Raw genomic sequence first — 15,033 nt, 5'->3', positions numbered from 1 at the left:
CCATGACCTCCAGCGAGCTGCGCACCTTCACGTCCGAATCGGTCACCGAAGGCCACCCCGACAAGATCTGCGACCAGATCTCCGACGCGATCCTCGACGACCTCCTGGCCCAGGACCGCGATGCCCGCGTGGCCGTGGAGACCATGGTGACCACCGGACTGGTCCATGTCGCCGGAGAGGTCCGCACCACCGGATACACCGACGTCGCCACCATCGTGCGCGACGTGATCCGCGAGATCGGCTATGACTCCTCCGACAAGGGCTTCGACGCGGACTCCTGCGGCATCGAGGTCTCCATCGGGGCTCAGTCGCCGGACATCGCCCAGGGGGTCGACACCTCCTTCGAGGCGCGCGGCGACCTCGCCGCCGGGGCCTTCTCGAAGCTCGGCGCCGGCGACCAGGGCCTCATGTTCGGCTACGCCTGCCGGGACACCCCCGAGCTGATGCCGCTGCCGATCCACGCCGCGCACCGGCTGACCGCGAACCTCTCCGCCGCCCGCCGCGACGGCGTGCTCCCGTACCTGCGCCCGGACGGCAAGACCCAGGTCTCGATCGGCTACGACGAGGACGGCGTGGCGCGCAGCGTCGACGCGGTCGTCGTCTCCACCCAGCACAGCGACGAGGTGGACCTGCTCAGCCAGCTCGCACCGGCGATCTCGAAGGTGGTCATCGCCCCGGTGCTCGAGGGCCTCGAGAACCTGGGCCTGGACACCTCCTCGGTCACCACCCACATCAACCCCTCGGGCCGCTTCGTGCTGGGCGGCCCCAAGGGCGATGCCGGCCTGACCGGTCGCAAGATCATCGTCGACACGTACGGCGGCATGGCCCGCCACGGCGGCGGCGCGTTCTCCGGGAAGGACCCCTCGAAGGTGGACCGTTCGGGCGCCTACGCGATGCGCTGGGTCGCCAAGAACATCGTCGCGGCGGGACTCGCGGACCGCTGCGAGGTGCAGGTCGCCTACGCCATCGGCGTCGCCGAGCCGGTGGGCCTGTACGTCGAGACCTTCGGCACCGGCCGCGTCCCCTCGCACCAGATCGCGGCCGCCGTGCGGAAGGTCTTCGACCTGCGCCCGGCCGCGCTGATCGACGCCCTCGACCTGCTGCGCCCCATCTACGCCCTGACCTCGGTGCACGGCCACTTCGGCCGCGAGCTGCCGGAGTTCACGTGGGAGCGCACGGACCGCGCCGGGGAGCTGGAGCGCGCACTGTGACCGCCTCCGATGCCCCCGCCCTGGACCCTGATCTCCTCGCCCGCCTCAAGCACGACGAGGCGGGACTGATCACCGCCGTCGTGCAGGATGCGACCGATGGCCGCGTGCTGATGGTGGGCTGGATGGACGACGAGGCGCTGCGTCGCACGCTGACCTCCGGCCGCGTCACCTACTGGTCCCGCTCCCGCAGCGAGTACTGGCGCAAGGGCGACACGAGCGGCCACGTGCAGTTCGTGCGCTCCGTCGCCCTGGACTGCGACGGCGACACGCTGCTGGTCCGCGTCGACCAGGTCGGCGCCGCCTGCCATCGCGGCACCGACACCTGCTTCGACGGCGGCGACCTCGACGCCGTCGTCCTTCCCACCACGGAGCGCACCGCATGACCGATCCCACCACGCCCTCGAGCCCCGGCGCCGAGGCCTACCCCGAGCAGGTGGGCGGCCGGGAGGGCGACGCGCTGGGCGTCGTCGTGCCCGACCGGGAGACCTTCCGCGCTCTCGCCGCTCGTCAGCGCGTGGTGCCCGTCAGCGTGCGGCTGCTGGCCGACGAGGACACCCCCGTCTCCCTGTACCGCCGGCTGACCGCGGACGGCGGGACCCGCGGCACCTTCCTGCTCGAGTCCGCCGGAGAGGGCGAGGCCTCTCGCTGGTCGATCATCGGCACCCGTGCCCGCGCCGTGCTCACCGAGCGCGACGGCGAGGCGCACTGGCGCGGGGACGTCCCCTCGGGCGTTCCCACCTCGGGCAGCCCCGTCGAGGCGCTGCGCGCGGTCACCAGCGCCTTCCGCGCCGCCCGCCAGCCCCACCTGCCGCCGTTCTCCGGTGGGATGGTCGGCTTCGTCGCCTACGACGCGGTGCGCCACTGGGAGAAGCTCGAGGACTCGCCGCCGGACGAGATCGGCCTGCCGGACCTCTCGATGCTGCTGGCCCAGGACGTGGTGGTCCATGACGCGCACGACTCCACGGTGGTGCTCGTCGCCAACGCCCTGAACCTCAACGCCACCGATGACGGGGTCGACGCCGCCTACGACGACGCCCTGGCCCGTCTGGAGACGATGCGCGAGCGCCTGCGCACACCGCTCCGCAGCGGCCCGGTCGTGTACGAGACGGTGCGCGAGGTCGAGCCCAAGGCGCGCACCTCTCAGCTCGAGTACGAGCGGGCCGTCCACGAGGCGGTGCGCGACATCATCGACGGCGAGATCTTCCAGGTGGTGCCCTCGCAGCGGTTCTCCCTGCCGGTCGCCGCGGACCCGCTGGACGTGTATCGGGTGCTGCGACGCATGAACCCCAGCCCGTACATGTACCTGCTGCGCACCGTCGACGCCGACGGCGAGCCGATCGATGTGGTCGGCGCCAGCCCGGAGTCGCTGGTCAGCGTCCACGGGAGCACCGCCACCACGCATCCGATCGCGGGGTCGCGGCCGCGCGGAGCCACTCCGGAGGAGGACGAGCGCCTGGGCGCCGAGCTGCTCGCCGATCCCAAGGAGCGCTCCGAGCACCTCATGCTCGTCGACCTCGCCCGCAACGATCTGCAGAAGTTCTGCGCCCCGGGAACGGTGGTGGTGCGCGACTTCATGCATCTCGAGCGCTTCTCCCACATCCAGCACATCGTCTCCACCGTCACCGGGCGTCTGCGCGAGGACGTCGAGGCGTACGACGCGCTGCGGGCCACCTTCCCGGCCGGCACCCTCTCGGGAGCCCCGAAGCCCTCCGCGATGCGGATCATCGACCGGCTCGAACCCGTGCGGCGCGGCGTCTACGGCGGCACCGTGGGCTACTTCGACTTCGCCGGGGACATGGACATGGCGATCGCGATCCGCACCGCCGTCATCAAGGACGGCACCGCCCATGTGCAGGCCGGCGGGGGAGTGGTCGCCGACTCCGACGCGACCATGGAGCACCGCGAGACCCAGTCGAAGGCGGCCGCGGCGCTCCGGGCCGCAGCCACCGCCGACACGCTGCGTCCGGCATGACCGGCACCGCTCCCGCCCCGCGTCGCCGTCTGCTCGGCCGACGCACGGTCGTGCTCGCCGGCACCGCGTTCTCCGCGCTGCTGGCCGGCACCTCCCGGACCACCTGGGTGCAGGCCTCGGGCCCCGACCTCACGGGCACCGTCCAGCAGGTCGCCGTGTCCGGAGCGGACGCGGCCCCGGAGGTGCTCGCCCTCGCCCTCGTGGCGATCGCCGCCTCCCTCGCGACCTCGCTGTCCTCGGTCTGGCTGCGCTTCCTCACCGGTCCGGTGCTGATCCTGACCGGGATCGGTGCCGCTCTGGCGGCGCTCGCGGTCCATCGCGACGCCGTGAGCTCGGCGACCTCCGCCCTCACCTCGAGCACCGGCGTCGCGGGATCGACGGTCGCGGCCGACGCGACGTCGTGGCCGCTGCTCACCCTGGCACCCGCGCTCGTGGTCGCCGCGATCGGCGTGCTGGTGCTGCTCGCCGGAGGGAGCTGGCCGCGCCGGGACCGCTACCGCAGCGCCGCCGTCACCGTCGCCGCAGATCCCTCCGAGGACCCTGCGGCGGCCTGGGACGCGCTCACCCGCGGCGAGGATCCGAGCCTCGAGGACCCCTCCGCACCGGAGTCGACGCCTCCCTCCCGGTGATGCCGCTCACCTGGGCCGCGGCACCGCGCCCGGCCCGGCGGACGGTGCGCCGCCGCGGGGCGGGCGGCGTGGCACAATGGCCTGGACCGGGACCCTGACTGGAGAAGGATCATGCCGAAGACCTACACCGTGCCGCCGCCGCCCCACCACAACGAGGGCAAGACCGTCGCGGCCTGGACCATGAACCTCGGCATCGTGCTCGGCTCGCTCGGCATCGGCATCGGCATGGTCGTCTCGAGCCTGAGCATCCTCATCTGGATCGGCGCCGCCGTCGTGCTGCTCGCCCTGATCCTCGGCGTGGTGCTGTCGGTGGCGGGCCTCGGCCAGCCCCGTCGCTATGGCATGGCGCAGGCCGCCGCGACCGCCGAGGGCAGCGCCGACAGCAACGCGCGCTCCGAGCGGCCCGCAGAGGCCGACGCGCGGTGACCTCGACGGCGCGCGAGGACCACGGCGCGGCCGTGGCCCTCGGCTCCGTCCCCGGACCGCGCCGGTTCCTGCTCCCCGTCGCGATCGGCGCCTCCGGGCTCGCCGTCGCACTGCTCGTGCAGCTGGTCTTCGACCCGTTCCGCACCGACATCCCGCTGTGCATCCTGCACCGGCTCACCGGACTGGACTGCCCCGGCTGCGGCGCGATCCGCTCCGTGCACGCCCTGCTCGCCGGGGACCTGCTGCTCGCACTGCGCAGCAACGCCCTGGTGACCATCGCGATCCCGCTGACCGCCATCGGACTGGTCGTCTGGGCCGTGCGGCTCCGGCGCGGACTGCGCACCGACCTGATGCCGTCGCGGACCGTGCTGCTGGTCCTGGTAGGCATCGTCGTCCTCTACGCCGTGCTGAGGAACCTGCCGATGTTCTGGTTCCTGGCACCGATCTCCTACGTCGGCGCCTGAACGCCCGTCCGACGTCCCCGGCGGCGCCCGTGCGGCGCCTCCCCGTCCCCCTGCTGCAGGAGGCCTGTGTGACCACCACCGGAACCGTCCTCGACGAGATCATCGCCGGAGTGCGGGAGGACCTCGCTCCTCGACGCGCCGCCGTGCCCGATGCCGAGATCGCGCGCCTGGCCGAGGCGGCGCCGGGGGCGCTGGACGCCGCGGCCCATCTGCGCGGCGACGGCACCACGATGGGCCTGATCGCCGAGGTGAAGCGCGCCAGTCCGTCCAAGGGAGCCCTCGCGGAGATCCCCGAGCCGGCTGAGCTGGCCGGGATCTACGCGGACTCCGGCGCCTCCGCCATCAGCGTGCTCACCGAGCAGCGCCGCTTCCGCGGCAGCCTCGCCGATCTGGACGCGGTCCGCGCCCGGGTCGACGTTCCCGTGCTGCGCAAGGACTTCGTGGTCGAGCCCTACCAGGTGCTCGAGGCCCGCGCCCACGGCGCCGACCTGGTGCTGCTGATCGTCGCCGCCCTCGACGACGCGCAGCTGCGCGACCTGGACGACCTCATCACCGGACTCGGCATGCAGGCCCTCGTGGAGACCCACACCCCGCAGGAGCTCGAGCGCGCCCTCGACCTCGGAGCCGGCCTCATCGGGGTCAACGCCCGCAACCTCAAGGACCTCAGCGTGGATCTCGACCGCGCCGCGGACCTTCTGACCAGCATCCCCGCCGGCCCGCTCGCGATCGGCGAGTCCGCCGTCCTCTCCGTCGACGACGTGGAGGCCTACTCCCGTGCGGGCGCCGACGCGGTCCTGGTGGGCGAGGCCCTGGTCACCTCCGGCGACCCCGCCGCCGCCGTCAGCTCGTACCGCCGTGTCGCCCGCCGCGGCCGCACCCTCCCGGAAGGAGCTCAGGCATGAGCAGCCCCGACACCGATCGCGTCACCGGCGATCCGGTCCTCCAGGACCTCACCCGTCCCACCTCGGAGCTGCGCTCCGAGGCCGGGCCCTACTTCGGCGACTTCGGCGGTCGTTTCCTGCCCGAGGCGCTGGTCCCGGCGCTCGACGAGCTCACCGAGTGCTACGAGAAGGCGCTCATCGACCCGGAGTTCACCACGGAGCTGCGCCGTCTGGCCGCCGAGTACACGGGCCGTCCGTCCCTGCTCTCCGAGGCCCCGCGCTTCTCCCAGCTCGCCGGCGGCGCCCGCATCCTCCTCAAGCGCGAGGATCTCAACCACACCGGCAGCCACAAGATCAACAACGTGCTCGGCCAGGCGCTGCTGACCAGGCGCATGGGCAAGACCCGCGTCATCGCCGAGACCGGCGCCGGGCAGCACGGCGTCGCCACCGCCACCGCGGCGGCGCTGTTCGGCCTGGACTGCACCATCTACATGGGGGAGCAGGACACCGAACGGCAGGCCCTCAACGTGGCGCGCATGCGCCTGCTGGGCGCCGAGGTCGTCGCGGTGACGCAGGGATCACGCACCCTCAAGGACGCGATCAACGAGGCCTTCCGCGACTGGGTGGCCAACGTCGAGACCACCCACTACCTGCTGGGCACGGTCGCCGGGCCCCACCCCTTCCCGGCCATGGTGCGCGACTTCCATCGCATCATCGGCGAGGAGGCCCGTGCTCAGACCCTCGAGCGGGTGGGGCGCCTGCCCGACGCGGTCGTCGCCTGCGTGGGCGGCGGCTCCAACGCGATGGGCATCTTCCACGCCTTCCTCGACGACACCGATCCGCTGGTGCGCCTGGTGGGCTGCGAGGCCGGCGGCGACGGCATCTCCTCGGGCCGCCACTCGGCGACCATCACCGGGGGCAGCGCCGGCGTGCTGCACGGCGCCCGGAGCTTCGTGATGCAGGACGAGGACGGCCAGACGATCGAGTCCCACTCGGTCTCCGCGGGACTGGACTATCCCAGCGTGGGTCCCGAGCACGCCTGGCTCGCAGACATCGGCCGCGCCGAGTACCGCGCGGTCGACGACGAGCCCGCGATGGAGGCCTTCGCGCTGTTGTCGATGACCGAGGGCATCATGCCCGCGATCGAGTCGGCCCACGCCCTCGCCGGCGCTCTCCAGCTCGGCCGCGAGCTGGGGGAGGACGCCGTGATCCTGGTGAGCCTCTCCGGCCGCGGCGACAAGGACGTGGACACCGCCTCGCAGTGGTTCGGACTGGTGGGCGACGAGCCCGCCCGCGCCGACCTGTCGGCGCTGCGGGCCGCCGCCCGCGCCACCAGCCCCGAACCGGCGGTCCGTCGGCCCGAGCAGGCCATGGACGGGACCGCAGCGACCGACGAGGAGACCCGATGACCACCGCCGACACCGTCCGGCTGCGCGCCGACGAGGTCCTGGACCGCGCCCGCTCCGAGAACCGTGCGGCGCTGATCGCCTACCTGCCCGTGGGCTATCCCGACCTGGAGCGCTCGATCGAGGCCGCCCGCATCCTCATCGACCACGGCGCCGACATGATCGAGCTCGGCCTGCCGTACTCCGATCCGGTGATGGACGGCGCGGTCATCCAGCAGGCGGCCTCCGCCTCGCTGGCCGGCGGCACTCGGACCCGGCACGTGCTCGAGGCCGTCGAGGCGCTCTCCGGTCGGGGCGCGGCGATCCTCGTGATGAGCTACTGGAACCCGATCCTCGCCTACGGGCCCGACGCCTTCGCGCGCGATCTCGCGGCCGCGGGCGGCGCCGGGGTGATCACGCCGGATCTCATCCCCGACGAGGGCGCGGACTGGATCGCGGCGAGCGATCGTCACGGCGTGGACCGGGTGTTCCTGGTCGCGCCGAGCTCTCCCCGCGACCGTCTCCAGCATGTGGTCTCCCACACACGCGGGTTCGTCTACGCGGCCAGCACCATGGGGGTCACCGGGACCCGCGCGAGCGTCTCAGCGGCTACGGAGGGCCTGGTGGAGCGCACGCGCCTGGCCGGGGCGAAGAACGTCTGCGTCGGACTGGGCGTCTCGAACGGTGAACAGGCATCGCAGGTCGGCGCGTACGCTGATGGAGTGATCGTCGGGTCCGCCTTCGTGCGTGCGCTCCTCGAGAACGAGGGCGACGACGCGGCTGCCCGCACCGCCCTCGCGGCGGTGGCCGATGACCTGCGGGCCGGCGTAGAGCGCGCCCGCACCCAGACCTGAGCGGAGGACGGACATGATCCCCAGCCCGTCCATCTCCGCGATCTCCCTCGGTCCGCTGACGATCCACTTCTACGCCCTGTGCATTCTCTCGGGGATCGCCGTGGCGATGTGGTGGGCGACCAAGCGGTGGGAGGCGCGAGGCGGCGATGGGGACACCCTGTTCGACATCGTCTTCGTCGCGGTGGTCGCCGGCATCGTCGGCTCCCGCATCTGGCACGTCCTCACCTCGCCGGAGCCGTTCTTCGGCCCCGGCGGCGATCCGCTCGCGGTGCTCTACATCTGGCAGGGCGGTCTCGCGATCTACGGCGGGGTCGCCGGCGGCGCGCTCGCGGTCTGGCTGATGGCCCGTCACAAGGGCGTCTCCTTCACCGCGCTCGCGGACACCATCGCCCCGACCCTCCTCATCGCGCAGGTGCTGGGCCGGTTCGGCAACTGGTTCAACCAGGAGCTCTACGGCCCGCCGCTGGACACCTGGTGGGCATGGAACGTCACCTGCGTCACCAACGGCCAGACCCTGGGCGGCTGCGAGCCCGGCACCTACCACCCCACGTTCCTCTACGAGCAGCTGTGGAACCTCGTCGGCATCGCGATCCTGCTCCTGCTCAGCCGCCGCTACCAGTGGGCCGGCGGCCGGGTCTTCTGGGCCTATGTCGCGATCTACTCCACCGGCCGCGCCTGGATCGACGCGATCCGCACCGAGCCGGTGCTGATGGTCGGACCGCTGCGCATCCACACCCTCGTCGCGATCGTGATGGCGCTCGTCGGCATCGCGGTGTTCGTCGTGCTCACCCATCGCAAGCAGCAGCGCGGCGGCGAGGTCGTCGCGGCCGACGGCTCCTTCGAGCTCCCCGCGCAGACCGAGGGCAACGCGCCCGACGAGGACGAGGTCGAGAAGTCCGGCACCCCGCCCTCCGGCCCCGCCCTCGACCCCGGACCCGGCTCCTAGGGACCCCCGCTCGCGCGACGCAGATCGCCGCCACGGGAGGCGCCCCTCGGAGCGGGGCGCGGGTCGGCACCGACCATCCCGTCACCGGCCGCCACCCTCGGAAGGGCATACTGCGTCATGCTTCCTCTCACCTCCCGCTTCTCCTCCATCCCGGCCCCGCAGGGCCTGTACCACCCCGCCAGCGAGGTGGATTCCTGCGGCGTGGCCATGATCGCCACGCTGCGCGGAGAGCCCGGGCACGACATCGTCCAGCACGCCCTGACCGCGCTGCGCAACCTCGAGCACCGCGGCGCCGTCGGCGCCGAGGAGGACACGGGCGACGGCACCGGCCTCATGGTCCAGCTGCCCGACGCCTTCCTCCGCGCCGTCAGCGGGCTCGAGCTGCCCGAGCGCGGTGCCTACGCCGCCGGCACCGCCTTCGTGCCCCGCGACGCGGCCGGCCGCGCCGAGGTCCTCGAGGCCCTCGAGCGGCTCTGCGAGGAGGAGGGCCTGACCCTGCTGGGCACTCGTGAGCTGCCCACCACGGACGGCCTGGTCGGCCCCTCCGCGGAGGCCGTGCGCCCCGACATGGTGCAGGTCTTCCTCGCCGATGCCGCGGGGGAGCGGACGGGCCTCGCCCTCGAGCGCGCCGCCTTCGCGGTGCGTCGCCGCGTCGAGCACAGCACCGGCGGGTACTTCCCCTCGCTGTCCACCCGAGTCCTGGTCTACAAGGGCATGCTCACCCCCGAGCAGCTCGACGAGTTCTACCCCGACCTGCGCGACCCCCGCTTCACCTCGGAGCTCGCGATCGTGCACTCGCGCTTCTCCACCAACACCTTCCCGGCCTGGCCGCTCGCCCACCCGTTCCGCGCCCTCGCGCACAACGGCGAGATCAACACGGTGATCGGCAACCGCAACCGTCTGCGTGCGGCGGAGGGCACCATGGCCACCGACGCCTTCGGCGAGGACTTCGAGCGCCTGCTGCCGGTGAACGCCCTCGGTGCCTCCGACTCAGCCGGCCTGGACGAGGCGCTCGAGCTGCTCCACCTGAGCGGTCGCAGCCTCCCGCATGCGCTGATGATGCTGATCCCGGAGCCGTGGGAGAACGACGACTCGATGGACCCGACCCTGCGGGCCTTCTACGAGTACCACGCCGCGCTCCAGGAGCCGTGGGACGGCCCAGCCGCCGTGGTCTTCACCGACGGCAACCAGGTGGGTGCCCGGCTGGACCGCAACGGTCTGCGCCCGCTGCGCTACTGGATCACGGAGGACGACCTCGTCATCCTCGGCTCCGAGACCGGGCTGACCGACGTCCCGCGCAGCACCGTCATCCGCACCGGCCGCGTCGCGCCGGGCGAGATCTTCCTGGTCGACCTCGAGGCCGGACGGATCGTCCCCAGCGACGAGCTCAAGCAGGAGATCGCGACCGAGCACCCCTACGGCACCTGGGTGCGCGAGCAGAAGGTGGCGCTGGCGGACCTGCCCTCCCGCGAGCACATCACCCACTCCCGCTCCTCCGTGGTGCGGCGCCAGCAGACCTTCGGCTACTCGGAGGAGGAGCTGCGCGTGCTGCTGGCGCCGATGGCCTCCAAGGGCGCCGAGCCGCTGGGCGCCATGGGGACGGACACGCCGATCGCCGTGCTCTCGGATCGCCCCCGGCTGCTGTTCGACTACTTCACGCAGATGTTCGCGCAGGTGACGAACCCGCCGCTGGACTCGCTGCGCGAGGAGATCGTCACCTCCCTGGGCGTCGCGATCGGTCGTTCCCGCAACCTGCTGGACGCCACGCCGCAGCACGCCCGCCAGCTCGGGCTCGACTTCCCGATCCTGGACAACGACGAGCTCGCCAAGATCGTCGCGGTCGACGCGAACCCCGCCACCGCGGACTTCCACACGGTGCGACTGCGCGGCCTGTACCCCGTCGGCGGCGGCACAGCGGCCCTCGAGCAGCGTCTCCAGGAGATCTGCGAGGAGGCCGTGGCCGCGATCGACGAGGGCGCGACCTTCCTGGTGCTCTCGGACCGCGACGCGAACCAGGTCCTCGCCCCCATCCCCTCGCTCCTCCTCACCAGCGCCGTCCAGCACCACCTGGTGCGCACCGGCCGCCGCACCTCCGCGGCGCTGCTGGTGGAGGCCGGCGACGTGCGCGAGGTCCACCACGCGGCGCTGCTCATCGGCTACGGCGCGAGCGCCATCAACCCGTACCTCGCCATGGAGAGCGTCGAGGAGCTCGTGCTCCGCGGAGTGATCAGCGATCTGACCCCCGCGCAGGCGGTCGCGAACCTCAACAAGGCTCTCGGCAAGGGCGTCCTGAAGATCATGTCCAAGATGGGCATCGCGACCGTCGCCTCGTACCGCGGCGCGCAGATCTTCGAGGCCGTGGGCCTCTCGCAGGAGCTCGTGGAGACCTGGTTCCCCGGCACCATCAGCCGCATCGGCGGGATCACGCTCGACGTCATCGCCGCCGAGACCGCAGCCCGCCACGCGCTCGCCTACCCCGTGGACGGCCAGGTGCCCGCGCACCGCAACCTGCCCGTCGGCGGCGAGTACCAGTGGCGCCGCGAGGGTGAGCCGCACCTCTTCACCCCCGAGGCGGTCTTCCGCCTCCAGCACTCCACCCGCACGCGGCAGTACGAGGAGTTCCGCCGCTACACCGACGAGGTCGACGACCAGCACGAGCGCCTTATGACCCTGCGCGGCCTGCTGCGACTGCGCACCGGGGACCTGCCGCCCGTCCCGCTGGAGGAGGTCGAGCCCGTCGAGGAGATCACGCGACGCTTCATGACCGGGGCGATGAGCTACGGCTCGATCTCCCAGGAGGCGCACGAGACCCTCGCCATCGCCATGAACCAGCTGGGCGGCATGTCCAACAGCGGCGAAGGGGGCGAGGATCCCGAGCGCCTCCGGGACCCCGCCCGGCGCAGCGCGATCAAGCAGATCGCCTCGGGCCGCTTCGGCGTGACCAGCGAGTACCTCACCTTCGCCAAGGACATCCAGATCAAGATCGCCCAGGGCGCGAAGCCCGGCGAGGGCGGTCAGCTCCCGCCGGAGAAGGTGTACCCGTGGATCGCGCGGACGCGGCACTCCACGCCCGGCATCGGCCTGATCTCGCCACCGCCGCATCACGACATCTACTCGATCGAGGACCTGGCGCAGCTGATCCACGACGCGAAGTCCGCGAACCCTGCGGCCCGCGTGCACGTCAAGCTCGTCTCCCGCTTCGGGGTGGGCACGGTCGCCTCGGGCGTCTCGAAGGCGCATGCCGACGTGGTGCTCATCTCCGGCCATGACGGCGGCACGGGCGCGAGCCCGCTGAACTCTCTCAAGCACGCCGGCACCCCCTGGGAGCTGGGCCTGGCGGAGACCCAGCAGACCCTGCTGCTCAACGGACTGCGCGACCGCATCACGGTCCAGGTCGACGGCCAGATGAAGACCGGGCGCGACGTGATCATCGCCGCGCTGTTGGGCGCCGAGGAGTACGGTTTCGCCTCCGCCCCGCTGGTGGTCTCGGGCTGTGTCATGATGCGCGTCTGCCACCTGGACACCTGCCCGGTGGGTGTGGCCACCCAGAACCCGGAGCTGCGTGCGCGCTACACCGGGAAGGCCGAGCACGTGGTGACCTTCTTCCAGTTCGTCGCCGAGCAGGTGCGCGAGCACCTCGCCGCGCTCGGCCTGCGCAGCCTCGACGAGGCCATCGGCCGCCGGGACCTGCTCTCCCTGTCCGAGGACGAGCGCTCCGAGAGCGTGCTCGGCGCCGCCAAGCGCGACGGCCTGGACCTCGCCGCGATCCTCGCCGAGCCCACCATCCACGAGGGCGACCACCCGCGCCGCCGGCGCGGACAGGACCACCAGCTGGGCCGGGCCCCGGACCATCCCTGGATCGCCGCGGCGGACGCCGTGCTGGACGGCACGGAGTCCTCGGTGCGCCTGCAGGACACCGTGCGGAACATCCAGCGCAGCGCCGGCACGCTGCTCGGCCATGAGGTCACCCGTCGCACCGGCGGGGACGGCCTGGCGGACGACTCCATCGTGCTGGACCTCGACGGGACCGGCGGCCAGTCCTTCGGCGCCTTCCTCCCGTGCGGCATCAGCATGCATCTCACGGGTGACACCAACGACTACATCGGCAAGGGCCTCTCCGGCGGCATCATCGCCGTCGGCCACGGCGCCGGCACCGCGCCGTCCCTCACCTCCGCCCCGATCGCGGGCAACACCTGCGCCTACGGCGCCACCAGCGGTCGACTGCTGCTGGCCGGCGCCGCGGGCGAGCGCTTCGGGGTGCGCAACTCCGGGGCGACCCTCGTGGTCGAGGGCATCGGCGACCACGGCGCCGAGTACATGACCGGAGGCGCGATCCTCGTGCTCGGGCCGACGGGCAGGAACCTCGGCGCCGGCATGAGCGGCGGCACCCTGTTCGTGCTCGACCTGGACCGCGCCAGCTTGAACCCGGCCGACGCCGCCGGCTTCGAGATCGGGCCGGTGCGCGAGGATCACCGCGACTTCGTGCTCGAGGCGGTGCGCGACCACGCGACCCGCACCGGCTCGGACCGCGCCAAGGCGCTGCTGGCCGACGAGGAGGAGCTGCTGGGCCGGCTCACCGAGATCGCGCCCCGCGCCTTCCTCACCATCACCGCGCTCCGAGAGGACGCGGTGGCCCGGGGCAACGACCCCGATGCGAACGATGTCTGGAACGAGATCCTGGAGGCTACCCATGGCTGATCCGCGAGGATTCCTGCGCGAGCGAGATCGCGAGCTGCCCGCCCGTCGGCCGGTGCCGCTGCGCCTGATGGACTGGCGCGAGGTGTACGAGGCCCGGGAGAAGGGCACCCTGAACGTCGTCTCGCGGCAGGCGGGACGCTGCATGAACTGCGGCATCCCCTTCTGCCATCAGGGCTGCCCGCTGGGCAACCTGATCCCGGAGTGGAACGACCTGGTCTACCGCGACGACTGGCAGGAGGCGAGCGAGCGCCTCCACGCCACGAACAACTTCCCGGAGTTCACGGGTCGTGCCTGCCCGGCACCCTGCGAGTCGAGCTGCGTGCTGGGCATCAACCAGCCGCCGGTGACGATCAAGAACGTCGAGGTCTCGATCATCGACCGCGCCTTCGACGAGGACTGGGTGCGCCCCGTCGTCCCCACCCGCCAGACCGGCCGCTCCGTCGCCGTCGTGGGCTCGGGCCCTGCAGGTCTCGCGACCGCGCAGCAGCTCACCCGTGCCGGGCACTCCGTCGTGGTCCTGGAGCGCGACGACCGCCTCGGCGGCCTGCTGCGCTACGGCATCCCCGAGTTCAAGCTGGAGAAGCGCCACGTGGAGCGCCGCCTGCAGCAGATGCGCGAGGAGGGCACCCGCTTCCGCACCGGCATCGATGTCGGCGGGACGGGGGAGGGGGCCCTGGGCGTGGAGGAGCTGCGCGCCCGCTTCGACGCCGTCGTCCTCGCCACCGGCGCGAGCGTGCCCCGCGAGCTGACCGTGCCGGGCCGCGAGGCGACCGGCGTCCACCCGGCCATGGACTACCTCACCCAGGCGAACCGTCTCGTGGAGGGCGACTGGATCGAGGACCCGATCTCCGCCGAGGGCAAGGACGTGGTGATCATCGGCGGCGGCGACACCGGCGCCGACTGCCTCGGCACCGCGCTGCGCCAGGGCGCCCGTTCGGTGACCACTCTCGCGATCGGCACCCAGCCGCCCTCCGAGCGCGACGAGAGCCAGCCGTGGCCGGTGCATCCGGTGCTGTTCGAGGTCTCCACCGCCCATGAGGAGGGCGGCGACCGCTCGTACCTCGCCTCGACCACCGGCTTCGAGGTCGACGAGTCGGGCGCGGTCACCGGACTGCGGGTCGCCCGCACCCAGTACGTGGACGGCGCCCGTGTGCCCACCCCGGGCACCGAGACGGTGCTGCCCGCCACGCTGGTGCTCATCGCCATGGGCTTCACCGCGGCGCGCAGTGAGGGCCTGCTCGACTCCCTCGGAGTGGAGATGACCTCACGCGGCAACATCGTGCACGACGCGAACTGGACCACGAACGTCCCGGGCGTGTTCACCGCCGGCGACTGCGCCCGAGGCCAGAGCCTGATCGTGTGGGCCATCGCCGAGGGACGCTCGTGCGCCGCGGCGGTCGACGAGCACCTGATGGGGAGCACCTCGCTGCCTCGACCCGTGGACCCCGGCGAGAAGCCCGTCACAATGTGAAAGACTGGGGCACAGAACACGCGATGCCGCGGGCCTCCTGCGGCGCTCGCGCGCTGTCCCGGGAGGGAACGCGGCCCTCACACGAACTACAGATGG

Annotated in this window: 12 protein-coding genes; all 12 read left to right on the top strand. The window is 72.4% G+C overall.

The window, feature by feature from the left end; translation table 11 throughout:
* The first annotated feature begins 2 nt into the window (after window positions 1-2).
* The 12 genes from metK (at window position 3) to CFK41_RS09435 (ending at window position 14,937) form a co-directional block, all read left to right on the top strand.
* A complete protein-coding gene (gene metK, locus CFK41_RS09490; protein WP_096799436.1) occupies window positions 3-1,211 on the top strand; it encodes a methionine adenosyltransferase in 1,209 nt (402 codons plus the stop codon).
* Window positions 1,208-1,594, top strand: coding sequence for a phosphoribosyl-AMP cyclohydrolase (gene hisI, locus CFK41_RS09485; RefSeq protein ID WP_096799435.1), 387 nt, complete (start codon window positions 1,208-1,210; stop codon window positions 1,592-1,594). Before metK ends, hisI begins: the two co-directional genes overlap by 4 nt.
* Window positions 1,591-3,183, top strand: a complete 1,593-nt coding sequence (locus CFK41_RS09480; protein ID WP_151904723.1) for an anthranilate synthase component I — start codon at window positions 1,591-1,593, stop codon at window positions 3,181-3,183. Before hisI ends, CFK41_RS09480 begins: the two co-directional genes overlap by 4 nt.
* Window positions 3,180-3,812 carry a Trp biosynthesis-associated membrane protein gene (locus tag CFK41_RS09475; RefSeq protein WP_096799434.1) on the top strand — a complete coding sequence of 211 codons (633 nt, stop codon included), beginning with the start codon at window positions 3,180-3,182 and terminating at the stop codon, window positions 3,810-3,812. Before CFK41_RS09480 ends, CFK41_RS09475 begins: the two co-directional genes overlap by 4 nt.
* 111 nt (window positions 3,813-3,923) lie before the next feature.
* The gene (locus CFK41_RS09470) at window positions 3,924-4,238 is read left to right on the top strand and encodes an HGxxPAAW family protein (RefSeq protein WP_096799433.1); all 315 of its coding nucleotides are present in this window, start codon (window positions 3,924-3,926) and stop codon (window positions 4,236-4,238) included.
* A complete protein-coding gene (locus CFK41_RS09465) occupies window positions 4,235-4,702 on the top strand; it encodes a DUF2752 domain-containing protein (RefSeq protein WP_096799432.1) in 468 nt (155 codons plus the stop codon). The genes CFK41_RS09470 and CFK41_RS09465 overlap by 4 nt, the downstream gene beginning before the upstream one ends.
* A gap of 68 nt (window positions 4,703-4,770) precedes the next feature.
* Window positions 4,771-5,604 (top strand): indole-3-glycerol phosphate synthase TrpC, encoded by an 834-nt coding sequence (gene trpC / locus CFK41_RS09460; protein WP_096799431.1) that lies wholly within the window; start codon window positions 4,771-4,773, stop codon window positions 5,602-5,604.
* Window positions 5,601-6,992 carry a tryptophan synthase subunit beta gene (gene trpB, locus CFK41_RS09455; protein ID WP_227873025.1) on the top strand — a complete coding sequence of 464 codons (1,392 nt, stop codon included), beginning with the start codon at window positions 5,601-5,603 and terminating at the stop codon, window positions 6,990-6,992. Before trpC ends, trpB begins: the two co-directional genes overlap by 4 nt.
* Complete coding sequence (gene trpA / locus CFK41_RS09450) at window positions 6,989-7,822, top strand: tryptophan synthase subunit alpha (protein WP_096799430.1); 834 nt, start codon at window positions 6,989-6,991, stop codon at window positions 7,820-7,822. The genes trpB and trpA overlap by 4 nt, the downstream gene beginning before the upstream one ends.
* A 13-nt stretch (window positions 7,823-7,835) precedes the next feature.
* Entirely contained in the window at window positions 7,836-8,768 is a 933-nt protein-coding gene (gene lgt, locus CFK41_RS09445) for a prolipoprotein diacylglyceryl transferase (RefSeq protein WP_096799429.1), read from the top strand.
* A gap of 117 nt (window positions 8,769-8,885) precedes the next feature.
* On the top strand, window positions 8,886-13,466 hold the full coding sequence (gltB, locus tag CFK41_RS09440) for a glutamate synthase large subunit (RefSeq protein ID WP_096799428.1): 4,581 nt from the start codon (window positions 8,886-8,888) through the stop codon (window positions 13,464-13,466).
* Window positions 13,459-14,937, top strand: a complete 1,479-nt coding sequence (locus CFK41_RS09435) for a glutamate synthase subunit beta (RefSeq protein ID WP_096799427.1) — start codon at window positions 13,459-13,461, stop codon at window positions 14,935-14,937. The genes gltB and CFK41_RS09435 overlap by 8 nt, the downstream gene beginning before the upstream one ends.
* Window positions 14,938-15,033: the final 96 nt, after the last annotated feature.

This window comes from Brachybacterium ginsengisoli, assembly GCF_002407065.1.
In the GTDB taxonomy this organism is placed as follows: Bacteria; Actinomycetota; Actinomycetes; order Actinomycetales; family Dermabacteraceae; genus Brachybacterium; species Brachybacterium ginsengisoli.
This window is presented reverse-complemented; position numbering and strand designations above follow the sequence as displayed.

Excerpts from the sequence above, each read along its gene's own strand:
- lgt (WP_096799429.1), top strand. The coding sequence starts at position 7,836 with ATGATCCCCAGCCCGTCCATCTCCGCGATCTCCCTCGGTCCGCTGACG.
- CFK41_RS09435 (WP_096799427.1), top strand. The coding sequence starts at position 13,459 with ATGGCTGATCCGCGAGGATTCCTGCGCGAGCGAGATCGCGAGCTGCCC.
- CFK41_RS09480 (WP_151904723.1), top strand. The coding sequence starts at position 1,591 with ATGACCGATCCCACCACGCCCTCGAGCCCCGGCGCCGAGGCCTACCCC.
- CFK41_RS09470 (WP_096799433.1), top strand. The coding sequence starts at position 3,924 with ATGCCGAAGACCTACACCGTGCCGCCGCCGCCCCACCACAACGAGGGC.
- trpA (WP_096799430.1), top strand. The coding sequence starts at position 6,989 with ATGACCACCGCCGACACCGTCCGGCTGCGCGCCGACGAGGTCCTGGAC.
- gltB (WP_096799428.1), top strand. The coding sequence starts at position 8,886 with ATGCTTCCTCTCACCTCCCGCTTCTCCTCCATCCCGGCCCCGCAGGGC.
- CFK41_RS09475 (WP_096799434.1), top strand. The coding sequence starts at position 3,180 with ATGACCGGCACCGCTCCCGCCCCGCGTCGCCGTCTGCTCGGCCGACGC.
- metK (WP_096799436.1), top strand. The coding sequence starts at position 3 with ATGACCTCCAGCGAGCTGCGCACCTTCACGTCCGAATCGGTCACCGAA.
- trpB (WP_227873025.1), top strand. The coding sequence starts at position 5,601 with ATGAGCAGCCCCGACACCGATCGCGTCACCGGCGATCCGGTCCTCCAG.